At 72.4% G+C, this 25,171-nt stretch carries 19 protein-coding genes; 7 read left to right on the top strand and 12 right to left on the bottom strand.

The genetic code is table 11. From position 1 onward, the window contains the following. Positions 1–121 precede the first annotated feature (121 nt). Positions 122–589: a nucleoside deaminase gene (locus tag IEX47_RS15495; RefSeq protein WP_188784927.1), complete on the top strand. Its 468-nt coding sequence runs from the start codon at positions 122–124 to the stop codon at positions 587–589. Here the strand turns inward: IEX47_RS15495 and IEX47_RS15490 are convergent. The 3 genes from IEX47_RS15490 to IEX47_RS15480 are packed head-to-tail and all read right to left on the bottom strand — an operon-like array spanning position 583 to position 2,568. Then, positions 583–1,836, bottom strand: a complete 1,254-nt coding sequence (locus tag IEX47_RS15490; RefSeq protein ID WP_229662923.1) for an MFS transporter — start codon at positions 1,834–1,836, stop codon at positions 583–585. The two genes, IEX47_RS15495 and IEX47_RS15490, sit on opposite strands and share 7 nt — an antisense overlap. A 7-nt stretch (positions 1,837–1,843) precedes the next feature. After that, complete coding sequence (locus IEX47_RS15485; protein WP_188784926.1) at positions 1,844–2,041, bottom strand: DUF3046 domain-containing protein; 198 nt, start codon at positions 2,039–2,041, stop codon at positions 1,844–1,846. Then, complete coding sequence (locus IEX47_RS15480) at positions 2,041–2,568, bottom strand: DinB family protein (protein ID WP_188784925.1); 528 nt, start codon at positions 2,566–2,568, stop codon at positions 2,041–2,043. Before IEX47_RS15480 ends, IEX47_RS15485 begins: the two co-directional genes overlap by 1 nt. A 71-nt stretch (positions 2,569–2,639) precedes the next feature. On the opposite strand from IEX47_RS15480, the gene IEX47_RS15475 reads away from it, so the two are divergent. The 5 genes from IEX47_RS15475 to IEX47_RS15455 are packed head-to-tail and all read left to right on the top strand — an operon-like array spanning position 2,640 to position 9,971. Further along, positions 2,640–3,200: a DUF305 domain-containing protein gene (locus IEX47_RS15475; protein WP_188784924.1), complete on the top strand. Its 561-nt coding sequence runs from the start codon at positions 2,640–2,642 to the stop codon at positions 3,198–3,200. A 23-nt stretch (positions 3,201–3,223) separates the two neighbouring features. Next, on the top strand, positions 3,224–7,765 hold the full coding sequence (locus IEX47_RS15470; RefSeq protein WP_188784923.1) for an ATP-dependent helicase: 4,542 nt from the start codon (positions 3,224–3,226) through the stop codon (positions 7,763–7,765). Continuing rightward, positions 7,758–8,531 (top strand): DNA-formamidopyrimidine glycosylase family protein, encoded by a 774-nt coding sequence (locus tag IEX47_RS15465; RefSeq protein ID WP_188784922.1) that lies wholly within the window; start codon positions 7,758–7,760, stop codon positions 8,529–8,531. Before IEX47_RS15470 ends, IEX47_RS15465 begins: the two co-directional genes overlap by 8 nt. 52 nt (positions 8,532–8,583) lie before the next feature. Continuing rightward, complete coding sequence (locus IEX47_RS15460; RefSeq protein WP_188784921.1) at positions 8,584–8,961, top strand: GNAT family N-acetyltransferase; 378 nt, start codon at positions 8,584–8,586, stop codon at positions 8,959–8,961. A gap of 26 nt (positions 8,962–8,987) precedes the next feature. Beyond that, positions 8,988–9,971, top strand: coding sequence for a pseudouridine synthase (locus IEX47_RS15455; RefSeq protein WP_188784920.1), 984 nt, complete (start codon positions 8,988–8,990; stop codon positions 9,969–9,971). A 5-nt stretch (positions 9,972–9,976) separates the two neighbouring features. On the opposite strand, the gene IEX47_RS15450 is transcribed toward IEX47_RS15455, so the two are convergent. The 8 genes from IEX47_RS15450 to IEX47_RS15415 all read right to left on the bottom strand — a co-directional run bounded on the left by IEX47_RS15450 (position 9,977) and on the right by IEX47_RS15415 (position 22,628). Further along, complete coding sequence (locus IEX47_RS15450) at positions 9,977–10,273, bottom strand: helix-turn-helix domain-containing protein (RefSeq protein WP_188784919.1); 297 nt, start codon at positions 10,271–10,273, stop codon at positions 9,977–9,979. 33 nt (positions 10,274–10,306) lie between these two features. Continuing rightward, complete coding sequence (locus IEX47_RS15445; RefSeq protein WP_188784918.1) at positions 10,307–10,825, bottom strand: CinA family protein; 519 nt, start codon at positions 10,823–10,825, stop codon at positions 10,307–10,309. A 23-nt stretch (positions 10,826–10,848) separates the two neighbouring features. Continuing rightward, positions 10,849–15,006, bottom strand: coding sequence for an ExeM/NucH family extracellular endonuclease (locus IEX47_RS15440; protein WP_188784917.1), 4,158 nt, complete (start codon positions 15,004–15,006; stop codon positions 10,849–10,851). A 121-nt stretch (positions 15,007–15,127) separates the two neighbouring features. Next, positions 15,128–15,772 carry a CDP-diacylglycerol--glycerol-3-phosphate 3-phosphatidyltransferase gene (pgsA, locus tag IEX47_RS15435; RefSeq protein WP_188784916.1) on the bottom strand — a complete coding sequence of 215 codons (645 nt, stop codon included), beginning with the start codon at positions 15,770–15,772 and terminating at the stop codon, positions 15,128–15,130. After that, positions 15,769–17,262, bottom strand: coding sequence for a 30S ribosomal protein S12 methylthiotransferase RimO (gene rimO, locus IEX47_RS15430; RefSeq protein ID WP_188784915.1), 1,494 nt, complete (start codon positions 17,260–17,262; stop codon positions 15,769–15,771). Before rimO ends, pgsA begins: the two co-directional genes overlap by 4 nt. A gap of 110 nt (positions 17,263–17,372) precedes the next feature. Next, positions 17,373–18,083 carry a sunset domain-containing protein gene (locus IEX47_RS15425; protein WP_188784914.1) on the bottom strand — a complete coding sequence of 237 codons (711 nt, stop codon included), beginning with the start codon at positions 18,081–18,083 and terminating at the stop codon, positions 17,373–17,375. Positions 18,084–18,231: 148 nt separating this feature from the next. Further along, positions 18,232–20,049, bottom strand: a complete 1,818-nt coding sequence (locus IEX47_RS15420) for a helix-turn-helix domain-containing protein (protein ID WP_188784913.1) — start codon at positions 20,047–20,049, stop codon at positions 18,232–18,234. Beyond that, positions 20,046–22,628: an FtsK/SpoIIIE family DNA translocase gene (locus IEX47_RS15415; protein WP_188784912.1), complete on the bottom strand. Its 2,583-nt coding sequence runs from the start codon at positions 22,626–22,628 to the stop codon at positions 20,046–20,048. The genes IEX47_RS15420 and IEX47_RS15415 overlap by 4 nt, the downstream gene beginning before the upstream one ends. Positions 22,629–22,712: 84 nt before the next feature. On the opposite strand from IEX47_RS15415, the gene IEX47_RS15410 reads away from it, so the two are divergent. Then, on the top strand, positions 22,713–23,423 hold the full coding sequence (locus IEX47_RS15410; protein WP_188784911.1) for a lysoplasmalogenase: 711 nt from the start codon (positions 22,713–22,715) through the stop codon (positions 23,421–23,423). Positions 23,424–23,470: 47 nt separating this feature from the next. Here IEX47_RS15410 and IEX47_RS15405 read toward each other — a convergent pair whose 3' ends face one another. Beyond that, positions 23,471–25,162, bottom strand: a complete 1,692-nt coding sequence (locus tag IEX47_RS15405) for a ribonuclease J (protein ID WP_188784910.1) — start codon at positions 25,160–25,162, stop codon at positions 23,471–23,473. Positions 25,163–25,171: the final 9 nt, after the last annotated feature.

Below are 25,171 nucleotides of genomic sequence, written 5' to 3'. Positions count from 1 at the left end.
ACCGTCGAAGCCTGTGGAGAACTCCGCCCACCCGTCGTACCCGGTGATCAAACGCTAGCCGAACATCTGTTCGAAGGGGGCTGCGACACGCGCTGATTTTCCGGCGTGTCAGGATCGCGCCATGGACGACGACACCTGGCTGGCCCGGACCATCGAGCTGGCGCGCCAGAGCGTGGCGGACGGGGGCGGTCCGTTCGGCGCCGTGCTGGTCCGCGACGGCGTGGAGATTGCGTCCGGCTCCAACAGGGTCACGCTCGACCTCGACCCGACGGCCCACGCGGAGGTCGTCGCGATCCGCGCCGCCACGCGCGCGCTCGGCAGCAACGAGCTGCGCGGCGTCACCGTCTACGCCTCGTGCGAGCCGTGCCCCATGTGCCTCGGGGCTGCGCTGTGGGCGCGCGTCGACCGCATCGTCTTCACCGCCGACCGCGAGGACGCCGCGTGGGCCGGCTTCTCCGACCAGACCTTCCGTGAGCTCTTCGCCGGCCAGCGCGACGACTGGCCCGCGACCATCGAGCAGCGGCGTACGCCGGAGGCCCGGGCGCCGTTCGAGGCGTGGCTGCAGCGCCAGGACCGCGTCGCCTACTGACGCGTGCGGGCAGCGACGGTGCCGGCAGCGAGGACGACAGCAGCCAGGACCGCCGCGAACGCGTTGAGCCAGCCGTAGCCGAGCGTGCCGACGACGAGTCCGGAGACCCCACCAGCGGCCCCGGCCGAGAGTCCCATCACCAGGTCGGAGGCGCCCTGGACGTCGGTGCGGGCGGCGAGCGGCGTCCGATCGGTGAGCAGGGTCGCGCCGGCGATCGTGACGAACGACCACCCGACGCCGAGCAGGAAGAGCCCGGCGAAGACCTGCCACGAGCTGCCGCGCGGCGAGACACCCGCCAGCGCCACCGCGACGAGCTGCACGAGCGCGCCGAGCACGATCATCCGGGGGCGACCCAGCTGGTCGGTGAACCACCCGACCAGCGGCGCGAAGGCGAACATGCCGAGCACGTGGACGCTGATGACGAGGCCGATGACGTGCAGGTGCGCGCCCCCGTGCTCCATGTAGAGCGGCGTCATGACCATGACGCCGACCATGACAGCGTGGGCAGCGGCGACCGCTGTCATCGCGCAGGCGACGAGCGGCTCGACCCGTATCACCGCGACCGCACCGCCCAGCACGCCGCCCGGCCCCCTCCGTTGCGGCGCGGCGTCGCCGGTGAGCCGGCGGGCCACCACCAGCGGGTCAGGACGCAGCAGCAGCGCCACCACCACAGCTGCGAGCGCCATGCCCACCGCACCCACCAGGAACGGCCCCGTGAGCGGCGGGAGGCCGAGCCAGTCGGCGAGGTCGGCCGACGGCTCGGCGAGGTTCGGCCCGAGCACCGCACCGACGGTCGTGGCCCACACGACGGTCGAGAGGTCGCGGGCGCGGGTCGCCGGTACCGCGAGGTCGGTCGCGGCGTAGCGCGCAGCAGCGTTCGCGGCGGTCATCGAGCCGACCAGGAACGTGCCGAGCAGCAGCAGGCCCATCGAGCCGACCGCGCCGGCCACCACGCACAGCAGCGACCCGACGGTCGCGAAGCAGATGCCCGCGAGCAGGCCCACGCGGCGTCCGCGGGTCGCCATGACCGACGCGAGTGTCCAGGACGCCACGGCGGCACCGAGCACCTGGCTGGTCTGCGCGAGCCCGGCCAGGCTGTCGGAGCCGCTGAGGTCGCGTGCCAGGAGTGACGCCGTCGCGAGCGCGATCGTGATGCCGAGCGCACCGACCGCCTGAGTGGCGACCAGGCTCCGGACCGTACGCCGCTGCAGCGCGACCGTGTCGACCAGCTGCGGCGCGAGCGTCACGTGCTGCTCACCGCGCGCTCGCGGGCAGGCCGAGCACGTCGTGGACCGCCCGCCAGACGACCTTGGGGCTCTCCCCCGCGGCGAGCGCGTCCTCGACCGTGCGGCTGCCGAGGCTCCCGATCACCTGGCTGCCCGCCCAGTAGCGCGCGTACGCCGTGTCGCCCAGCGCCGTCTCCAGACGGTCCCAGAACTCCGTGTGCCGCATCAGCCGTGCACGTCCCACAGGTGGTGGACGTCGTCGTGCAGGTGGTAGCGGCCGATGGTGTCGACGGTGAAGACCGAGCCGTTGCTGCGCGTGCCCAGGCGGGTCCACTGGTCGCCGGTGACGCCGTCGTACAGCGAGGCGACGTGGTTGGCGGACTCGACGAGCTCCGCGGAGACGACGGCCGGGTCCTGCGCGGCGTAGTCGGAGGCGACGGCGGTGGCGTCCTGGTCCCAGTTGGGGAACTGCGGGTTGTCGACCTCCAGCATCAGCACGAGGCGCTCGGCGAAGATCCGGTGGACGTCGCGCACGTGGCACGCGTACTCCAGCGGCGACCACGTCCGGTCCTCCGGGCGCGCTGCGACGTCCGGCCGCTCGAGCACGGCCGCCCAGCGCTGGGCGTTGATCCGGAGCATCTCGCCGAACTCACGGCTCTCGCACGTGTCGGGGACGAAGCCGCACTCGGGGCAGGGCCGTGACAGGACCCAGGTCCAGTCCTTGTCATCGGGGATCGGCTGCAGCGTCGACATGCCGTCAATTCAACCAGCCACGTCGCGCGTGCGTCGCCGGGATTCCTGCCACGCATGGCACCATCCCTGCCATGTCCGTACGCCGCCTGGTCGCCGCCCTCCTGGCCCTCACCGTCACCTCCGGCCTGGCCGCCTGCGGCGAGGAGAAGGCCGCGCCCCTGCCCCGCACGACCGCGCTCAACGGCACCGTCTTCAACAGTGCGGACGCCAGGTTCGCCCGCGACCTGCTGGTGCAGCGGTCGAGGGAGTTCGCCCTGATCGACGTCACCGTCGGACGCCCGCTCGGCGACGACCTGGCCGCGTTCCTCGACGGAGCACGGACCGTGCGCGCCGCCGAGATCGACCAGGTGACGACCTGGATCACCGACTGGGGCCGCGAGGTGCCGGCGACGATCCGCGACCACGCGTCGGAGGACGCCGGCGCGCACGCCTTCGCCGACCTGGAGAAGGCGTCCGACGCAGGGTTCGCGCGGGCCTGGGTCGCGGCGTACCGCAAGGAGCTGGAGGCGAGCGACGACGTCGCCGCGACCGAGCAGACGGCCGGTCTCTACCGCGATGCGCGGGCCCTCGCGGCCAGCGTCGCGAAGGCCAACAGCAGGGAGGCCGACGAGCTGACGGACAACGCCGACTGACGTTGTCGGTGCCGTCCGCAAGGATGGGTGCCATGGCAGACCCGCTCGAGCGCTTCGGCGAGGCGACACGGACCTGGTTCCGCGCCGCGTTCGCTGCGCCGACGCCTGCCCAGGCAGGTGCGTGGGAGGCGATCGCGGCCAGGCGCCACGCGCTCGTGGTGGCGCCGACCGGCTCGGGCAAGACGCTCTCGGCGTTCCTCGCGTCGGTCGACCGGCTGATGACGACGCCGCCGCCGGACGACCCGCGGCTGCGCTGCCGCGTCCTCTACATCTCGCCGCTCAAGGCACTCGCGGTCGACGTCGAGCGCAACCTGCGCGCGCCCCTGACCGGCATCGGCCACACCGCCGACCGCCTCGGTCTCCCCGTCAACGACGTGCGGGTCGGCGTGCGCTCCGGTGACACGCCCGCGGCCGAGCGGCGCAAGCTCGCCACGGCCCCGCCCGACATCATGATCACCACGCCCGAGTCGCTCTTCCTGATGCTCACCTCCGGTGCGCGCGAGGCGCTGCGCGGTGTCGAGACGGTGATCCTCGACGAGGTCCACGCCGTCGCCGGCACCAAGCGAGGTGCACACCTCGCGCTGTCGCTCGAGCGCCTCGATGCGCTGCTCCCCGAGCCCGCGCAGCGGATCGGCCTCTCCGCGACCGTGCGCCCGCTCGAGGAGGTGGCGCGCTTCCTCGGCGGCTCGGCTCCCGTCGAGATCGTGGCGCCGCCGTCCAGCAAGGAGTGGGACCTCCGCGTCGTCGTCCCGGTCGAGGACATGACCAGCCCCGGGGAGTACGACGAGCAGTCGGCCGATCCCGCGCGCAGCGGCTCGCTGTGGCCCCACGTCGAGGAGAGCGTCGTCGACCTGATCGAGCAGCACCGCTCGACGATCGTCTTCGCCAACTCCCGGCGCCTGGCCGAGCGGCTGACCGCACGCTTCAACGAGATCGCGACCGCGCGCGCCGGGACCCCCGTCGGCACGGGCGTGGAGTCGCCGGCACAGGTGATCGCTCAGTCGGGCGTCTCCTACGCGGCCGAGGTGGTCATCGCCAAGGCCCACCACGGCTCCGTCTCCAAGGAGCAGCGCGCCCTCATCGAGGACGACCTCAAGCGCGGCCGGCTCCCCTGCGTCGTGGCCACCTCGAGCCTCGAGCTCGGCATCGACATGGGCGAGGTCGATCTCGTGGTGCAGATCGAGTCACCACCGTCGGTCGCCTCCGCGCTCCAGCGCGTCGGACGCGCCGGCCACCAGGTCGGCGAGGTCTCCCGCGGAGTGCTCTACCCCAAGCACCGCGGCGACCTCGCGCAGACCGCCGTCGCCGTCGAGCGCATGCGGGCCGGCGCCATCGAGTCGCTCCGCGTGCCGACCAACCCGCTCGACGTGCTCGCACAGCAGGTCGTCGCGATGACCTCCCTCGACGCCTGGCAGGTCGACGAGCTCTTCGACCTGGCCCGGAAGTCCGCTCCCTACGCCACCTTGCCGCGCTCCGCGTTCGAGGCGACGCTCGACCTGCTGGCCGGGCGCTACCCGTCCGACGAGTTCGCCGAGCTCCGGCCGCGCGTCGTCTGGGACCGCGTGACCGGGGTCGTGACCGGCAGGCCGGGCGCCCAGCGGCTCGCGGTCACCTCGGGCGGCACGATTCCCGACCGCGGACTCTTCGGCGTCTTCCTGGTCGGCTCCGAGAAGACGGGCAAGCGCGTCGGCGAGCTCGACGAGGAGATGGTCTACGAGTCCCGCGTCGGCGACGTCTTCGCGCTCGGCGCCACCAGCTGGCGGATCGAGGACATCACCCACGACCGGGTCCTGGTCACCCCCGCGCCCGGGGTGCCGGGGCGGCTCCCGTTCTGGAAGGGTGACACCCTCGGCCGGCCCGCCGAGCTCGGCGAGGCGGTCGGCGCGCTCGGTCGCGAGCTCTCCGCGCTCCCGACAGCCGCCGCCGTCGAGCGCGCGCGGGAGGCCGGCCTCGACGAGTGGGCGGCGAGCAACCTCGCGGCGTACGTCGGGGAGCAGGCGGAGGCCACCCGGGTGGTGCCCAGCGACCGCTCGATCGTCGTCGAGCGCTGCCGTGACGAGCTCGGTGACTGGCGGCTCGTCGTTCACTCGCCGTACGGCACGCCCGTCCACGCCCCCTGGGCGCTGGCGATCAACGCGCGCCTGCGGGAGCGCTACGGCGTCGAGGCGTCCGCGGTCGCCTCCGACGACGGCATCGTGCTGCGCGTGCCCGACACCTCGGGCGAGCCGCCGTCGGGCGACATCGTCGTCTTCGAGGCGGGTGAGATCGAGGAGATCGTCACCGCCGAGGTCGGTGGCTCGGCGCTCTTCGCGTCACGCTTCCGCGAGTGCGCGGCCCGGGCACTGCTGCTCCCCCGTCGTGACCCCGGCAAGCGGTCGCCCCTCTGGCAGCAGCGCCAGCGATCGGCCCAGCTGCTCGAGGTGGCCGCGAAGTACCCCTCCTTCCCGATCGTGCTCGAGGCGGTCCGCGAGGTCCTCCAGGACGTCTACGACCTGCCCGGGCTGATCGGCCTGCTGCGCCGCATCGACCAGCGCGAGGTGCAGGTCGTCGACGTCGACACGCAGCTTCCGTCGCCCTACGCGCGCTCGCTGCTCTTCGGCTACGTCGCGCAGTTCGTCTACGAGGGCGACTCCCCCATCGCCGAACGCCGCGCGGCTGCGCTCCAGCTCGACCAGGGCCTGCTCGCCGAGCTGCTCGGTCGGGCGGAGCTGCGCGAGCTGCTCGACCCGGTCGTGCTGGCCGAGACCGAGGCCGAGCTGCAGCGCCTCGTCGAGGACCGACGGGCCCGCGACGCCGAGGGAGTCGCCGACCTGCTCCGCCTGCTCGGGCCCCTCTCCCCGGAGGAGATCGCGGCGCGCTTCGCGGGAGACGACGCCGGTGCGGCCACCGCCTCGCTCGCGGACGCTCGTCGTGCCGTGCTGCTCCGTGTCGCGGGCGTCGAGCGATGGGCCGCGATCGAGGACGTCGCACGGCTCCGCGACGGCCTGGGCGTCCCCGTCCCGCCCGGCACGCCGGCCGTCTTCACCGAGCCGGTCGACGACCCGCTGGGCGATCTGGTGGCCCGCTTCGCGCGCACGCACGGACCGTTCACGGCTGACGAGGTCGCGACACGGTTCGGCCTGGGTGTGGCCGTCGTGCGCCACACCCTCACCCGGCTCTCCGGTGAAGGGCGCGTCCTCGAGGGCGAGTTCCGTCCTGCGGGTGCGGGCTCGGAGTGGTGCGACGCCGAAGTGCTCCGCCGGCTCCGTCGGCGCTCGCTCGCCCGACTGCGCGCCGAGGTCGAGCCGGTCGACCCCGAGGCGCTCGGCCGCTTCCTGCCGCACTGGCAGGGCGTCACCCGCATCAAGGGGGCGCTCCGCGGGGTCGACGGCGTCGTGGCCGCGGTCGAGCAGCTCGCCGGCTGCCCGGTGCCTGCCTCGGCCCTCGAGTCGCTGATCCTGCCGTCGCGGGTGCGCGACTACTCCCCCGCCTTCCTCGACGAGCTCACCGCGACCGGCGAGGTGCTCTGGGCCGGTCACGGAGCCCTGCCGGGCGACGACGGCTGGGTCTCCCTCCACCTCGCCGACCAGGCCGAGCTCACCCTCCCGGTGCCCGTCGCGTTCGAGCACTCCGAGCTCCACCAGGCCGTGCTCGACGCGCTCGCCCCCGGAGGCGCCTGGTTCTTCCGCCAGCTCTCCGACGCGGTCGGCGCGACCGACGACGCCGGCCTGGCCTCGGTCCTGTGGGAGCTCGTGTGGGCCGGTCGCATCGGTAACGACACGCTCGCGCCCCTGCGGTCGCTCGTCGGTGGCGGTGGTGCCCACCGGTCACGCCGGCCTGCGCCGCGGGCCCGCATGGCGTCACGTCGTCCGGCGATGCCCAGCCGCGGTGGGCCGCCGCAGACGTCAGGCCGCTGGAGCGCCCTCCCCACCGTCGACCTCGACCCGACGCGGCGCGCACATGCGCTCGCCGAGGGCCTGCTCGAGCGCCACGGCGTCGTCACACGCGGGGCCGTGCAGGCGGAGCGCGCGCCGGGTGGTTTCGCCGCGGCGTACAAGGTGCTCAGCCAGTTCGAGGACAGCGGGCGCTGCCGCCGCGGGTACTTCGTGGCCGGCCTCGGGGCTGCGCAGTTCGGCTCGGCGGGTGCCGTCGACCGGCTCCGCACCTTCAGCGAGCCCGCCGAGGAGAAGGTCGCCGTGGCACTGGCGGCCACCGACCCGGCGAACCCCTTCGGCGCTGCGCTGCCCTGGCCCGAGCGGCCGGTCTCCGACCCGACGGCCGAGACCGGTCCGGGGCACCGTCCGGGGCGCAAGGCGGGTGCGCTGGTGGTCCTCGTCGACGGCGCCCTCGTCCTCTACGTCGAGCGCGGCGGCCGCACGCTGCTGACCTTCTCCGACGACCACGAGCGCCTGACCCCTGCCTGTGGTGCCCTCGCCGACGCCGTACGCCGGGGGCAGCTCGGTCGCCTGACCGTCGAGCGGGCTGACGGCGAGCAGGTGCTCGGCTCCGGCTCCACGCCCCTGCGCGAGGCGCTGACCGCTGCGGGGTTCGTGGCCACACCGAAGGGGTTGAGGATCCGTGCCTGAAGGCGATGCGGTGTGGCGAACGGCGCGCACCCTGGAGAAGGCGCTCTCAGGGCGCGTGCTGACCCACACCGACTTCCGGGTGCCTGCCCACGCCACCGCCGACCTCGCCGGCCAGACAGTCGTCGAGACGGTCGCGCGGGGCAAGCACCTGCTCACCCGCATCGGTGACGACATCACCCTCCACACGCACCTCAAGATGGAAGGGTCGTGGGTCGTCGGTCGTTCGGGGGCGCGCTGGCGCAAGCCCGCCCACACCGCGAGGGTCGTGCTCCGGGCCGGCGAGGTGGAGGCGGTCGGCTTCTCGCTCGGCATCGTCGAGCTGGTGTCCCGTGAGCGGGAGGCCGACGTCGTCGGCCACCTCGGTCCCGACCTCCTGGGTCCTGACTGGGACGCCGCCCTCGCCGTCGAGCGCCTGTCGGCCGACCCTGACCGGCCGATCGCCGAGGCGCTGCTCGACCAGCGCAACCTCGCCGGCATCGGCAACGTCTACGCAGCCGAGCTCTGCTTCCTCATCGGACGCCTGCCGACCACCCCGGTGCGCGAGGTCGACGCCCTCCCACGCCTGGTCAGCCGCGCCCGCGAGCTGCTGATGATCAATCGCGAGCATCCGGGCATGCCGACCACGGGCGACCTCCGGCGCGGCCGCTCCCACTGGGTCTACGGCCAGCGCGCCTGTCTGCGCTGTGGCACGGCGGTCCGGGTCGAGCAGCAGGGCGAGCAGGGGCGCGAGCGGGTCCGCTTCTGGTGCCCCAGCTGCCAGCGCTGATGCCGGTCTCCCGATACGCCTGCGATCCACGACGTTCGGGTAAGGACAGACCATGAAGCCCACGCTGACCCCTGACGAGTACGTCGCCCTGCGTGCGGCCGTCGAGTGGCCCACGATGTCCGCGGAGCGCGCCGCGGAGGCGCTGCGCGACTCCCTCGCGACGGCGACCGAGCGCGACGACAACAGCCGCCTCATCGGGCTGGCGCGTGCGATCGGCGACGGCTTCTACGTCGTCATCGTCGACGTCATGGTCCATCCCGACGAGCAGGAGAACGGCGTCGCGCACCGCTTGCTGGAGCGCCTGCTCGCCCACGAGCAGGTCGAGGGCGCGGGCCACCTCAGCCTGTTCGCCGCCCCTGACGCGACGGGCCTCTATGAGTCGTTCGGCTTCGAGGCCGGCGGGGGCGTGTACATGCGGCTGACGGAGTAGCCCCGGAGCGCGCCTAGGATCTGCGGGTGCCTCCCCGCTCCCCGTTGCCCCTGCGCCACGGCTTGAGCGCAGCCTGGGTCCGTACGCCGCACGCCGGCACCGTCCCGGAGCACGAGGGGTCGATGCGTGACTGGCTCCGGCACCGGCTGCCGCCCCGCAGCAAGGAGGCGACCGGTCTGCACGCCCTTGCCGAGAGCACCCCGTCGCTCGAGCCGGGCGAGCAGCCCAGCGTTGATGTCGACAGGTTCCTCGCCGAGGGGCGGTTCGTGTGGGCCGACGGCACGCCGGTGCGCGCCGACGACCCCTACCGCGCCCACACGTTCGTGTGGTTCCACCGCGACCTGCGCGACGAGCCCGTCGTCCCCGGCGAGCTGACCGTCCTGCACCAGGACGAGCGCGTCGTCGTGGTGGACAAGCCCGCCTTCCTCTCGACGATCCCGCGCGGGAGCCACGTCGTGCAGAGCGTGGTGGTGCGCGCCCGCGAGGAGCTGGGCATGCCCGAGCTCTCCCCCGCTCACCGGCTGGACCGGGTGACCTCCGGCGTGCTGCTGCTGACGACCGGACGCCGGTGGCGCGCGGCGTACCAGGGGATCTTCGAGGACGGCACCGCGCGCAAGACCTACCGCGCCCTCGCGCCGTACGACGCAGCGCGTGCCGAGCCGACCGTCGTCCGCAACCACATCACCAAGCCGGCCGGGCAGTGGCAGGCCGCGGTGGTTCCCGACGCGCCGGTCAACGCGGAGACGCTGGTCGAGCTGGAGTCACGCGTGGGCGACGACCTTGCGGTCTACCGGCTGAGCCCGCGCACCGGGCGCACGCACCAGCTGCGGCTGCACCTGCACGGACTCGGCATCCCGATCGTGGGCGACCCGCTCTATCCCGACGTGACCGTGACCGACGTCGACGACTTCACGACACCCCTGCAGCTGCTGGCCAGCGACCTGGAGTTCACCGACCCGGTCGACGGGACGCCGCGCCGCTTCCGGAGCGCACGCACCCTGCCTCTCTGACGACGTCAGGCAGCGGAGGTGGAGACGGCCTCGGTGCGGATCGGCAGCGGGATGGGGGCCAGCGCGGCCTCCTCGAGGGCGACCTGGTGGGAGACCTCGCGGATCACCTCGGAGAGCGTGACGTCCATCGCCGTGCAGAGCGACGCGAGCAGCTCGGAGGAGGCCTCCTTGTGGCCGCGCTCGATCTCGGAGATGTAGCCGAGGGAGACACGGGCACCCGCGGAGACCTGGCGCAGGGTCATGCCGCGCTCGACGCGCTGGTGACGAAGAACGTCGCCGAGCACTCGACGGAACAGCACCATGGCGATCTCCTATCTCTCCGGGTGGGGGCAACGCTACCCGAGGCGTGGTTCTTCCCGCGGCACCTGTTCAAGAAGCAGCGCGAGCGCGGCCTCCACCGTCTCCTCGCGGATCGCCACCCGGTCCTGGCTGCTGTCGAGATCGAGCTGCACCGAGACCACGCCACCGGGGCCGGCCAGCCCGACGAAGACCGTGCCGACCGCCTTGCCCTCCTGCGTCTCCGGACCGGCGACTCCCGTGGTCGCGACGCCGAACGTCGTGCCCAGGAGACGGCGTACGCCGGCGGCCATCGCCTCGGCGCAGGGCGCCGAGACGACCCCGTGGTCCTCGATGATCGCGGGCGGGACTGCCAGCAGCTCCTCCTTGGCGTGGGTCGCGTAGGTGACCACACCACCGACGTAGACCTTCGATGCCCCGGGCGCCGCGGTGAGTGCGCCGGCGACGAGCCCGCCGGTCAGCGACTCGGCGGTCGCGACGGTCTCGCCGCGCACCTGGAGGGTCGCGACGAGCTGCGCGGCCACCGTCGGCGACTCGGTGATCTCCTCATCGGACATGCTCCGAGACTAGCCAGCGCGGGCTACACCTTCCCACGTACGACGCGCAGCCCGGTCGTGGTCGACGACGGGCTCACGCGGTCGTCACCGGGGTAGCGGACCTCGAGTGTGACCGTGCCGGGGTCCCGGAAGGGCCCGACGACGAGGGACGCCGCGCCGTCGGCGAGCGCGGCCGTGCCGAGCAGCCGGCCGTCGGCGTACACCTCGACGCGTCCGGTGGCGGGCACGGACGACACGACCTTCACCGAGAGCGTCGCGGTGCCCTTCTTCGCCTTGACGGTGTCCGGCGACAGCGTGGCGACGACGCTCGAGTCGGCCTTCGCAACGGTGACGGGAACGGTGGCGACGGTGCCGGTGGTCGCACCGCGGACGGTCAGCTCGACCCTGCCGGGGGTGACCGACGCGGGCAGCGCCACCTTCACCGAGGCGGTGCCGTACTCGTCGCCCGGCGTGGTGCCGACCGTGTTGTCGACGGGGAACGTGCCGAGCTCGCGGTCCCCGAGCGAGACCGTGACCGCGGAGTCCTTCGGGTCGGGCCCGGTGCTCATGGCGAGTGAGGTCAGGTCGAAGGCGACCTCACTGCCCGGCACGTAGCTCACAGGCGCGCCCGCCGGGAACTGGACGCCCACGGAGACCTGCGCGGCGTCGACCGGCAGCGGCGCGTCGGCGGCGTACTTCGCGAGGTAGTCGACCATCGCGGTGAGGTCGATCCGCCCGGTGTCGGCCTTGTGCGTGCCCTGGGCGAAGGCGCCGAAGTTGTCGCCCCCGGAGGCCAGGAACGAGTTGACGGTCACCGAGTAGGTGCCGGTCGCGGAGAGGGGCGCGCCGTCGAGCCACATGCCGGTGATCCGCTCACCGGCCGGTCGGGGCGCGTCGTACGTGTAGCGGAAGCCCTTCGACGTGCCGAGCCGCAGGAACGGCCGCGAGGCGCCCGCGGGCTGCCACTGCTGCTCCAGCGCCTGCCTGACCTGCGCGCCGGTGAGCTCCATGTTGACGAGCGTGTTGGCGAAGGGCTGCACGGTCGCGGCCTGCTTGTAGGTCAGCACGGCCGGGTAGCCGGCGGCGTTGTTGCCGACCATGTCGGCACGCAGGCCGCCGGGGTTCATGAACGCGATCTGCGCGCTGCCGGTCTCCGGGGAGGACGTCGCCCAGCGCTGCGCCTCGGCGACCAGGTTGCCGAGCGTGGACTCGCCGCCGCGGTTCTCGGAGCCGCTGGAGAGCTTCGCGCGGTTGAACGGGCCGGCGATCTCGCCCAGCGGCCGGGCGCCGAGCACGTCTGCCTCCGCGACCGCCTTGTCGACGATCGCCTGGGTGTCGGCGTCCGCGGGGAACCTGCCGGCCAGCGGAAGCAGCGCCTGCTTCTTCGCAACGACGTCGCCGGAGGCGGTTTCGACCGTGAAGCTGAGCTGGTTGAGGTTGTAGCCGTACTGCCCCGCGGAGACCACGGGCCGCTCGGCCACCGGCCGCCCGGCCCAGCCCGCCACGGGGAACGAGCAGTCGTAGGCGAGGTGCGTGTGTCCCGAGACGATCGCGTCGACGTTGTCGTCGACGCCGGTGATGATCGAGCCGAAGTCGGAGCTCGGGTCGTCGTCCATCGCCGCGCAGTCGGTCGTCGGCGCGCCCTCGTGGACGAGCAGCACGACCACGTCGACGCCCGCCGCGTGGAGCCGGTCGGCCTCACGGTTGGTCGCCGCGACGACGTCCTCGATCTCGACGCCCTCCATGCCGCCGGGGGCGACGAGCTCGTCGAGGTGCTCGGTCACGGCTCCGATGAAGCCGACCTGCACGCCGTCGAACTCACGGACGTACGTCGGGTCCAGCAGGTCCGACTGCGGCGCACCCGGCTTGTGCACGTTGGCGCCGATGTACTTCCACGCGGCACCGCCGTACGGGTTGGTCTGCGCGTCGTACGGCGCCATCACGCGGTGCAGCAGGTCGTCGTAGCCCTGGTCGAACTCGTGGTTGCCGACGGACGAGACCTCGAGACCGGCGGAGTTGAGCGCGTCGATCGTCGGCTTGTCGTGGGCGATGAACGACTCGAACGTCGAGGCGCCGATCAGGTCGCCCGCCGCCGCGAAGACGGTGTGGGGGTTGGCCTGCCGGAGCTGCTTCACCGCGCCCGCGATCACGGCTGCGCCCGCTTCGGCGCCGTTGGACCTGATCCGGCCGTGGAAGTCGTTGGTGGCGAGCACCTGGATGTCGGTGGTCGCCGGGGTGGGCGGCGCCGTGGAGATGCCGACCAGCTCCGGGTTGTGGTCGGACGCTGCGAACTGGTCGGGCGCGTAGAACTGCGTCGCGTTGTAGTTGTCACGGCTGTACTGGAAGGCGACCGACTCGTCGGCGTTGATCTCCCACACGTCGGCGCCGGTCACCGAGGCCTTCGCCGCGTCGTTGGCGAAGACGTGGTCGAGCGAGCCCGAGAGGCCGCTGAACGAGTAGGAGTCGTCGCCGGCCTGGTCGGAGTCGATCGTCGAGAAGCCCGCGTCGCGCAGCGCGACGACCGGGTCCTCCTGCGAGTAGGCGTTGAAGTCGCCGGTCAGGAAGATCTTCGCGGTGCCGTGGTCGGCCGCGAAGTGCTGCGCGAACGCCGCGACGGTCTGCGCCTGCCGCGTGCGGTCGCCGTTGAACGCACCCTGCGGACCCGCGGCGTTGTCGCCGGTCGCGGGCGGGTTGCTGTCGCCCTTCGACTTGAAGTGGTTGACCACGACCGCGAACACCGCGGAGTCGGGCGCTCCGGCCGGCTTGAAGGCCTGCGCCAGGGGCTCGCGCGCGTTGGCGAACGCCGTGGTGTCGAGGAGCAGGTCGGACTCCCCCACGGGCGCCACCGTGGCGGGCTTGTAGATGAAGCCGCTGCGGATCACGTCCTGCTGGGCGACGGCCTCGGGCGTGGTCGCCTCGGCCGGGGACGCGACGTACGCCCACGTGCCGGCGCCGGCGGCGTCGTTCAGGGCGCCGACGAGCTGGCGGACCGCGTCGTCGCGGTCGGTCTCGCCGACGAGCTTGATGGAGTTCTCGAGCTCCTCGAGCGAGACGATGTCTGCGCCGAGGCCGTTGATGGCGCGGACGATCTTGGCCTGCTGGCGCTGGAAGTCCTCGAGCTCGGCGGCACCGCGCGGCCCCGGCTCACCCGACGGACCGGTGCAGGTGTTGACGGTGACCGGGTCCTGGTCGCGGTCGGTGTAGTACGAGCAGGTGCCGCCGTGGGCGACGTAGTCGGTGCCGGTGGTGTTGAAGTAGTTGAGCACGTTGAACGTGCCGAGCTTCAGGTCGCCACCGACCGGCTGCGGCGCCGCGTTGGCCGCACGCGTGTCCTCGAACGTCGCGACGTCGGCGCCCGCGTCGGTCACGCGGTGCGTCGGCTGGAGCTTCCACGTGCTGTTGCGCCACTCGAGGATGACCGGCGCCTTCAGCGTCGCCGTGGCGCCGACGCGGATCGGGTTCGCCGGCGAGAGCCAGGGCAGCGGCACGTCCTGGTTCGGCGAGCCGTTGGTCATGAAGTTGAGCGAGGCGCCGTCGTCGAGCACCACCCCGCGCGCGGCGTTGTCCGCCACCACCGCGTCGTACGCCGCCGTGCCCGGCCGCGCGACCTCCGTCGGCTGGACCAGCGGCTTGCCGCCCGTCGCGAGCCCGATCTCGGCGTACTGGTTGGTGGAGTAGACGTTGGTGACAGCGAAGCTGTCCGTCGGGGCGAGCAGCTCACCCTCGTGGGCCTCGCGGGCCACGGTCGTCGTGGGGTAGGCAGCAGCGAGTGGCGTCACCGCCTCCAGCGGGTCGGCGAGCTCGACGACCCCACCCGATGCCGGCGTGACCTCGGTCAGCCCCTGGAACTCACTGACCGTGCCCGTGACCTCGACGGAGTCACCGACGGTGACCCCGGCAGGCTGGCTGTTGGCGCCGTAGACGAAGACCGCGTCGGAGGCGCCCGGCGTCGCGTCCGTAGCACCCCCGGAGCCGGCGGTCTGGACGTACATGCCGTTGAGCCCGCCCGTCGGGTACGCCGCGGTCACGACGCCGCGGAACGTGACGGACTGGCCGACGAGCGGCGAGGCGGTCCCGGTGCCCTGCACGTCGGCGATCGTGACGGCCGTGGCCGCCCGTGCTGGAGTGGCGAGGCCGAGGGCGAGAGGGGCGGTGACGAGCGCAAGCGCGGCGACGGGGGCCGCGACCCGGGAGGTGATCACCCGGCCGAGGTTGGCCCTGCCAAGTGACGACCGGGTGAGCAGAAGGTCACGATCCGGCCTCGACGCCGGATCCGTCCGGCTCTGTTCCGCTCCGTCCATCCGGCTCGCGCCGGTGCAGAGGTCAGGCGGTGTGGGCGCGCTTCTGCCGGAACGCGTCGCGGAAGAACTCGTAGCCCGACCACAGCGTCAGCGCCACGGCGACCGCGAGGATGACCTGCGCGACGTAGAAGATGACCTCGCCCACGGTGCCCCAGGCGTGGTCGTCGGCGACCAGCGGCAGGGAGAGCAGGCCGAGTGCGACACCCTGCGCGGTGGTCTTGATCTTGCCGAGCTGCGCGGCCGGGATGACGACGTCCTTCATGATCGACAGGCGGAGCAGGGTCACGCTCCACTCGCGCACGAGCACGAGGATCGTCACCCACCACCAGATCTCGCCGCCCGCGACGTACCACGCCTCGCCGGACTGGCTGCCCACGATCGAGAGACCAATGAAGGCCATGCCGGTGATCGCCTTGTCGGCGATCGGGTCGGCGATCTTGCCGAAGTCGGTGACCAGGTTGTGCTTGCGCGCGAGGTCGCCGTCGATCTTGTCGGTGACCATCGCCAGCGCGAAGAGTACGTAGGCCGCGATGCGCCAGGCGATCGAGTCGCCGCCGTCGTGCAGGAGCGCGTAGCCGAAGAACGGCACCATGACGATCCGCAGCGTGGTGAGCGCGTTGGGGACGTTCCAGTTGCTCGGCTTGGTCACCGTGGTCTCGGTGGTCATCGGCTGGTCTCCTTGCGCATCGCCTGGAAACCGGCGACGAGGTCAACGCCCTCGGAGCCGGTCACGTCTGCGGTCAGCATGTCGCCGACCTTCACGCCCTCGGGGGCGTCGAGGACCAGTGTGGTGCCATCGACCTCGGGACCCTGGAACGCCGCGCGGCCGACCACGGCACGATCGCCGTCCTCGTCCTCGAGCGACTCGACGAGCACCTCGACGCGCTCACCGATCCGCTCCTCCGCGCGCTGCGCGGTGAGCTCCTCGACCAGTGCGGTCAGGTGCGCGACGCGCTCGTCGATCTCGTCCTGGTGGAGCTTGGTCGACGCGTCGAAACCTGCCGCCTCGGTGCCGTCCTCGTCGGAGTAGCCGAAGACACCGGTCACGTCGAGGCGAGCCGCCTCGAGGAAGTCGCAGAGCGTCTGGAACTCCTCCTCGGTCTCGCCCGGGAATCCGACGATGACGTTGGAGCGGACGCCGGCCTCAGGGGCCTTCGCGCGGACCTGGTCGAGCAGGCCGAGGAAGCTCTCCGGGTCACCGAAGCGCTTCATCCGGCGCAGCACGGTCGCCGACGCGTGCTGGAACGACAGGTCGAAGTAGGGGACGACGCCCGGCGTGGAGGCGAGCGCGTCGATCAGCGTCGGGCGCATCTCGGCGGGCTGCAGGTAGGAGACGCGCACCCACTCCAGGCCGTCGATCGCCGCGACCTCGGGCAGCAGCGTCTCGAGCAGGCGGATGTCGCCCAGGTCCTTGCCGTACGACGTGTTGTTCTCGCTGACGAGGAAGACCTCGCGCGCGCCGTTGGCGGCGAGCCACCGGGCCTCGTTGAGGACGTCGGAGGGGCGGCGGCTGACGAACGAGCCACGGAAGGCGGGGATGGCGCAGAAGGTGCAGCGGCGGTCGCAGCCGGAGGCGAGCTTGAGCGGGGCCATCGGGCCGGAGTCGAGGCGTGCCCGGAACGGCATGCCGAGCAGGTCACCCGAGCCCGAGCCGTCGGAGACGCCCGGGACGGAGATCGCCGAGGCGTCGCGCGAGGTCGGCGAGACCGCGAGCAGCTTCCGGCGGTCCTGCGGCGTGTGGGAGTGGTGCTGCTCCCCCGCCAGGATCCCCTTGAGCCGGGCGGCGATGTCGGGGTAGTCGTCGAAGCCGAGGACCGCGTCGGCCTCGGGCAGGCTCTCGGCGAGGTCCTTGCCGTAGCGCTCCGCCATGCAGCCGACGGCCACGACCGCCTGGGTCTTGCCGGCGGCCTTCAGGTCGGCGGCCTCGAGCAGCGTGTCGACGGAGTCCTTCTTGGCCGCCTCGACGAAGCCGCAGGTGTTGACGACGACGGTGTCGGCGTCCTCCGGGTCGGCGACGAGGCGGAAGCCACCTGCCTGGAGCCGGCCGGCGAGCTCCTCCGAGTCGACCTCGTTGCGGGCGCACCCGAGGGTGACCATCGCGACGGAGAGGAGACCCTCCTCGGAGGGTGCGGTGGGCGTGGCAGGGGGCTTCGTCATGGCCCGGCGAGTATCCCACGCACGCACCGGCGCCAGCGAAAGCACGCGAGGCGCCCTTCGTCACGTCGGTACGTGAGGAAGGGCGCCCGTCGGGGTTGGCCGACGCGTGCCTACTTGTCGTCCCAGGCGGCGAAGCCCGCGGCACGCGCCGCCTCGACGTCGGCGAACCAGACGTCGGCGGTGGTCACGGCGTAGTCGGGCGACTCCCGCGTGTGGAACGTCTTCGCCTTCTCGTCCCCCTTGATCGTGTACGCCGCACCCGGCGCGCCGCCGTCGGCCAGCGGCTCGGCCGAGCCGGTGCCGTAGCGGCCCTCGCTGGCCTCGGCGGTTCCGCCGATCGCTGCTCCGCCGAAGCCGTCCTCGGCACCGCGGTCGGCATAGCCGCCCTGCTGGCCGGGAGCACCCGTCGCCTGCAGGTCGGGCTTCTCGTAGCCGGACGTGGGCGCCTTGGAGTCGGACGCGCTGGGGCCCTTCGACGCGGGAGCGCCGGAGTGGGTCGGCGCCCACGTGGGCGTGCCGCCCCGCTTCATGGCGTACCAGCCGGCGGCGCCGGCAACGGCCAGGAGGCCGAGGGCGAGCAGACCGCGGTGGTTGCCGGCGGCCTTCTTCGCGCGGGCGGTCCGTCCGCACTTCCCCTTGTGGCCGGGCAGGTGGCTGGTGAGCTGGTCGGGCAAGTGGGTCGGAACGTGGTCCCTCGCGTGTTCGATCGCGTTCTCGAGCGCAGGCCTCACGTGCTCGACCGCGGGCTTCACGCGGTCCAGGGCAGGAGCCATCCGCTCCACCGCGGGAGCGGCGAGGTCGGTCAGGGCTGTGGTGTGCACGGCAATCCCTCCATTCGTCGGCAGCGGGCATCCGGCGTACCGGGGCCGCATGGACGACGTACCCGTCACGGGCTCGGGCACACCCCGCAACGCAGCGGGGGCGGCAGGACGATGTCCTGCCGCCCCCGGGGCGTCGTGCGAGGTGGGGTCACTGCTTCGGCTTGAAGGTCCTGACCTTGGTGTCGGTCGCGCCGTCCAGGACGCCCTTGTCCTTGCCGTTGATGGTGATCTGGACAGCACCCTGGTCGAGCACCTTCACCGTCAGTGGCGGCATCACGGTGAGCTCCTGGCCGGCCGCCGGGCCGATGTCGCCACGGAACGCCACGTTGCCGTCGTCGTCACGGACCACGACCTTCGCGCCGTCCTCGAGCCCCTCGAGGTGGAGCTTCACGGGCTGCGTGCCGATGTAGTTCGGCACGCCCGAGCCGTCGGGGCCGGTGACGATGGAGGGACCGGCCGGGGTGCGCACCTCGGCCGGGTCGTCCATGACCAGGCGCGCGATCGACCAGGCGAGCACGACCGCCATCACGGCCGCCACGAGGACCGACCAGTTGGGGCCACCCTTCATCGGGCGCAGGCCGCCGGTCATGCCGGAGGCGAGCTCGGCCTCGAAGACGCGGCGCGGGTTGATCTCGGCGTCGGCGTAGCGCTCGTCGTACGTCGCGAGCAGCGGGTCGACGTCGACGCCGAGCACGCGGGCGAGGGTCCGGAGGTGGCCCCGGGCGTAGAAGTCGCCGCCGCACGGCACGAAGTCGTCGACCTCGATCGACTCGATGACGTGCGGGCGGATCCGGGTGCGCTCCGCGAGCTGCTCGACGCTGAGGCCGATGCGGGTGCGGGCGGCCTTGAGCTCCGGGCCGATGACCGGGTCGGGTGCGGGCTGCACGGCGAAGTCGTCGATGACGAGCGGCTCGACGGCGTCGCGGACCCGGGCGAGCGGACGGACCCGGTCACCCCAGGTCGGCTTCTCCTCGACGAGGTCGACCGAGCCCGGGCGGCGCAGCTTGCGGCCGTCGATGTCGTCGGCGGCCGGAGCGGCGACGGACTTGAGCTCGGCACGACGCGCGGCGCGCGCCTCGCGGATCGGGGCGGGCGTCGGCGAGGCGTCGACCGGCGTCGCAGCCTCGACCGCAGCAGCCTCCGCGGCGATGCGTGCCTCCTCGGCTGCCTCCTCCTTCGCCGTACGCCGCTCGGCACGGGCGTCGGCCCGGCTCTTCAGCGTGTCGGAGACGGTCGAGATCGCGTGGGCGACCACCGGCCGCGGGTCGGGGAGCTTGCGGCCGGGCGCCTCGGTCTCGGCGGTCTCGACGACCTCGACCGGCTCGGCCGGCGACGCGTGCTCGGGCACCAGCTCGACGACACGGGCGCCGCTGCCGGCGAGCTGGCGCAGGGCGGTGGTCAGGTCGTCGCCGTTGGCAGCGGAGACACCGGTGACCCGGGTCGACAGGCCCAGCGGCACGGCGAACGGTGAGCCGTAGAGCCGCTCCGCGAACCGGCCCTGGCGGCGTCCGGAGGCGTCGAAGGAGGCGAGCACCTTCTCGGCGTTGCGCGGGACGAGCGTGAGCCGGCCGTCGCGGGCGACGCCGTTGCGCGGCGTGACCTCGACGGCGGCGAGGCCGCCCCAGGGGATGCCGCGCCAGGCGCGGCCGAGGCGGATCCGGACACCCTGGGTGTCGGCCACCATCAGCGGCGTACGGGCGTCGACGAAGCCGTGCAGGTAGTACGCACCCAGAACGCCGAGCACGACCGCGAGGCCCCAGTCGAGCACGGCGCCCGTCGAGGCGGCACGGGCGAGGTAGCCGATCGCGACGGCGCACGACGCGCCACCGAGGAGCGCGGCGAGGCCGCCGTTGCGGCGCACCTCGACGGCGTCGGGCGCGGCCGTGAGCACGATCGAGCCCGTGGGCTCGCGGGTGCCCTTCGGCTCCGGGGCCTCCGGCTGCGGCATGGCGTGGTTGGTGCTCACATCTCCCCCTGCAGGGTCGCGATGACGGAATCGACTTCATCGGGCTTCACGAGGACGTCGCGGGCCTTCGAGCCCTCGGACGGGCCGACGATGCCGCGGCTCTCGAGGATGTCCATGAGGCGGCCGGCCTTGGCGAAGCCGACACGCAGCTTGCGCTGGAGCATGGAGGTCGAGCCGAACTGCGTCGACACGACGAGCTCCACTGCCTGGATGACCAGGTCGAGGTCGTCGCCGATGTCGTCGTCGAGGACCTTGTCGGACTTCGCCGGCGCGGTGACCTCCTCGATGTACGTCGGCTCGAGCTGGCCCTTCACGTGACGGACCACCTCCTCGATCTCCTTGTCGCCCACCCAGGAGCCCTGTACCCGGATCGGCTTGGAAGCGCCCATTGGGAGGAAGAGGCCGTCACCCTGGCCGACGAGCTTCTCCGCACCCGGCTGGTCGAGGACGACGCGGGAGTCGGCGAGGCTGGAGGTGGCGAACGCGAGGCGGGACGGCACGTTGGCCTTGATCAGGCCGGTCACGACGTCGACCGAGGGACGCTGCGTGGCGAGGATCAGGTGGATGCCGGCGGCACGCGCGAGCTGCGTGATGCGGACGACCGAGGCCTCGACGTCGCGCGGGGCGACCATCATCAGGTCGGCGAGCTCGTCGATGACCACCAGCAGGTACGGGTACGGCGCGAGGACGCGCTCGCTGCCTGCCGGGAGCTCGACCTGGCCGGCCTTGACCGCCTTGTTGAAGTCGTCGATGTGCCGGAAGCCGAAGTTGGCCAGGTCGTCGTAGCGCATGTCCATCTCGCGACAGACCCACTCGAGCGCCTCGGCGGCCTTCTTCGGGTTCGTGATGATCGGCGTGATCAGGTGCGGGACGCCTTCGTACGCCGTCAGCTCGACGCGCTTGGGGTCGACCATGATCATCCGGACCTCGTCGGGCGTCGCCCGCATGAGGATCGAGGCGATCATCGAGTTGATGAACGACGACTTGCCGGAGCCCGTGGCGCCCGCGACGAGCAGGTGCGGCATCTTGGCGAGGTTCGCGACGACGAAGCCGCCCTCGACGTCCTTGCCGAGGCCGACGACCATCGGGTGGTGGCTGTTGCGGGCGTTGCCCGAGCGGAGCACGTCGCCGAGGGTGACGATCTCCTTGTCCGGGTTCGGGATCTCCACGCCGACCGCGGACTTGCCGGGGATCGGGCTGAGGATGCGGACGTCGGCCGAGGCGACGGCGTACGCGATGTTCTTCTGGATGCCGAGGATCTTCTCGACCTTGACGCCGGTGCCGACCTCGACCACGTAGCGCGTGACGGTCGGGCCACGGGTGTAGTCCGTGACCTGGGCGTCGATGCCGAACTCGTCGAGCACACCCTGCAGGCGGTGGACGATGTCGTCGCTCGCCTTGGTGCGGGCCTGGTGGGCGTCACCGGCCTTGAGCACCTTGGAGTCGGGCAGCGTGTAGGTGATGTCGCCGGAGAGCGAGAGCTGCTCGACGCGCTGCGGCAGCTGGGAGTGCGGCGGCGGCTCGAGGTCGGCCGCGTCGGCCTTCTCGGCCTTGGCCTTCGGCTTCGGGCTCACCCGGGACACCAGGCCGGCGATCGGGCCGGTCGGCTCCTCGTCGGGGGTCGCGGTGTCGAACGACGCGGCCACGTCGACGGCGTCGGCCTCGGTGATGCCGGTCGCCAGGCGCTTGCGCTTCTTGACCTCGCGGTCCTCCAGCACCGGGGTCTCGAACGGCTCGAGCTCGCCCACCGTGTGGTTGCGGCCGCGCGGCAGGCCGCGGGCGTCGTCAGCCGGCAGGTGGTGGGTGCCGAGGAGCGTGTCACGCAGCTCGCGGAGGCGCGTGGGGATCAGGTAGACCGGCGTCGCGCTGATCACGAGCACGCCGAACACGGCCACGAGCGCGAGCAGCGGCACCACGACGTACGGCGACTGCAGGAGGTCGAGGAGCAGCGAGGAGACGACGAAGCCGACCGCGCCACCCGCCTGCTGCAGCCCGGCGACGTCACCCGGTGCGGGGCTGCCGTTGGCGATGTCGACGATGCCCAGGATGCCGAAGAGGAACGCCGACCAGCCGATCACCTGGCGGCCGGCGGGACCGTTGCGCTCGGGGTCGCGCAGCGTGCGCCAGCCCATGAAGACCAGCGCCAGCGGCACGAACCAGGCGACCTTGCCGACCGAGCCGGCGACGACCGTGCGGGTGCCCTCCATGACCGATCCGGGGAGGTCCCACCAGACGGCAGCGGCGACGACGAGCGAGAGCCCGATCAGCGACAGTCCGACGCCGTCGCGACGGTGCTCGGGCTCGAGCTCACCAGCCGTGTGGCCGATCGAGCGCGCGATCGAGCCGATGCCCGCAGCCAGGCCCATCCACATCGCGACGAGCGCGCGGAAGAGGGCCTGGAAGGCACGGAAGATCGGGCCAGGTCCACTGCGGACCGCTCGCGGTGCCGGGCGGGCCTGGGAGGGCTTGCGCGCGGACGTCGAGGGTCGCTTGGCCTGGCTGCCGGTACTACGGGAACGCGAGGCTTGAGACGTGCTCTTGCTCCGCGAACCCGTCGGGGAAGACGTACGGGTCGCCATGCTCAGCACCCTAGGCGATCGCCCCACTGGTCACAGGGACCACAGGAGTGCGTGTCGCCGTGTCCGTTCTGCCAAGATCCGCCCATGACGTACGCCGCGTGGTCCCTCTTCGTCCTCGTCGCCCTCGCCGACTGGATCGCCGTCGCGCGGGGCGACCGCCGGGCGGAGGCGGTGCTGAAGCCGCTGGCGACCCTCGCACTGCTGGCCGTGCCGGTGGTGGCGGTGCTCGCCGACGACCGTGTGCTGGCCAGTGGGGGCGACATCATCGGCGGTGGCAGGTACGTCGACTTCTTCCTCAGCCCCTGGCTCTTCGTCGCGCTGGGGTTCGGCCTGCTCGGTGACGTCTTCCTGCTCTCGGGCTCGGTGACGCGCTTCAAGCTCGGGCTGGCGGCGTTCCTCGTGGGGCACCTCGCCTACCTGCTCGTCTTCGTCGACGCAGGCGCCTCGTGGAGCGGCTTCCGCGACGCCGCGCACGGCGCCGGCCCGTTGATCTTCGGCGCCCTGATGCTCGCTGCGCTCCTCTTCACGCGCGACGTCCTGCCCAACGCCTGGCGCACCGACGGCCCTGCGCTGGCCGTCCCGGTGGCGCTCTACACGCTGGTGATCGCCACGATGCTGGCGTTCGGGTTCGCCACGGCCCTGCCGCTCGTCATGCTCGGCGGCGCCGTCTTCGTGGCGAGCGACTCGATCCTCGCGCGGGACCGGTTCGTCGCTCCCCTCCCCCGCGGCCACCTGATGGTGATGGTGACCTACCACCTCGGGCAGGCGCTGATCGTTGCCGGCCTGCTGGCCTGACAGTCCGGCCGGGCCGGGCGGCGGGCCGGCCGGCCGGGCCGGAGTGCTCAGGCCTCGATGACGACCGGGATGATCATCGGGCGGCGCTTCACCTTGGTGCCGACCCAGCGGCCGATGGTGCGGCGTACCGCCTGCTGGAGCTGGTGCTGGTCGTCAACGCCCTCGGCCAGCAGCTTGTCGAGCGCGTCGACGATCTGCGGCTTGATCGTGTCGAAGACGCTCTCGTCCTCGGCGAAGCCGCGGGCGTGGATCTCGGGCCCGGAGAGCACCTTGCCGGCCTGGAGGTCGACCACCGTGATGACGGTGATGAAGCCCTCCTCGCCCAGCACGCGGCGGTCCTTGAGGTCGGCTTCGGTGATGTCGCCGATCGACGAGCCGTCGACGAAGACGTAGCCGCAGTCGACCTTGCCGGCGATCTGCGCCTTGCCGTCGACCAGGTCGACGACCACGCCGTCCTCGGCGATCACGACGTGCTCGGCAGGGATGCCGGTGGCCCGGGCCAGGGCCGCGTTGGCCTGCATGTGCCGGATCTCGCCGTGGACAGGCAGCACGTTGCGCGGCTTGACGATGTTGTAGCAGTAGAGGAGCTCGCCGGCCGAGGCGTGGCCGGAGACGTGCACGTTGGCGTTGCCCTTGTGCACGACGTTCGCACCCCAGCGGGCCAGGCCGTTGATCACGCGGTAGACGGAGTTCTCGTTGCCGGGGATCAGCGACGAGGCGAAGACGACGGTGTCGCCCTCCTCGATGTGCACGAAGTGGTGGTTGCGCTGAGCGATCCGCGAGAGGGCCGAGAGCGGCTCACCCTGGGACCCGGTGGAGATCAGCACCTGCTTCTCCGGAGGCAGCTTGGCGAGCTCCTTGGCGTCGACGAGGACGCCGGCGGGCACGCTGAGGTAGCCGAGCTCCTCGGCGATCGCCATGTTGCGGACCATCGAGCGGCCGACGTAGCCCACCTTGCGGCCATGGGCGGCAGCGGCGTCGAGCGCCTGCTGGACGCGGTGCACGTGCGAGGCGAAGCAGGCCACGATGATCCGCTGCGACGACTGGTGGAAGACCCGGTCGAACACCGGAGCGATGGAGCGCTCGGCCGTCGTGAAGCCGGGGACCTCGGCGTTGGTCGAGTCGGTCATGAAGAGGTCCACGCCCTCCTCGCCGAGTCGCGCGAAGGCACGCAGGTCGGTGATGCGGCCGTCGAGCGGGAGCTGGTCCATCTTGAAGTCGCCGGTGTGCAGCACCATGCCAGCGCCGGTGCGGATGGCGACGGCCAGCGCGTCCGGGATCGAGTGGTTGACCGCGACGAACTCGAGGTCGAAGGGGCCGAACGAGACCCGGTCGCCCTCCTTCACCTTGTGGTGCACGGTCTCGCGCAGGCGGTGCTCACGCAGCTTCGACCCCAGCAGCGCCAGGGTCAGCTCGGAGCCGACGAGCGGGATGTCGCCCCGCTCGCGCAGCAGGTACGGCGTGGCGCCGATGTGGTCCTCGTGGCCGTGCGTCAGCACCAGCGCCTCGACCGTGTCGAGGCGGTCACGGATGGAGGACCAGTCCGGGAGGATCAGGTCGACGCCCGGGTGGTTCTCCTCCGGGAAGAGCACGCCGCAGTCGACGATGAGCAGCCGTCCGGCGTACTCGAAGGCCGTCATGTTGCGGCCCACCTCACCCAGGCCGCCCAGCGGGATGACGCGCAGGGCTCCCTCGGGGAGCTCGGCAGGGGCGGAGAGTTCGAGGTGCGGGTGGCTCATGAGGTCCTT

Source organism: Nocardioides phosphati, from assembly GCF_014646375.1.
Taxonomy (GTDB): Bacteria; Actinomycetota; Actinomycetes; order Propionibacteriales; family Nocardioidaceae; genus Nocardioides; species Nocardioides phosphati.
Note: the sequence above shows the minus strand (reverse complement) of the source record. Positions and strands in the feature narration are given on the sequence as shown.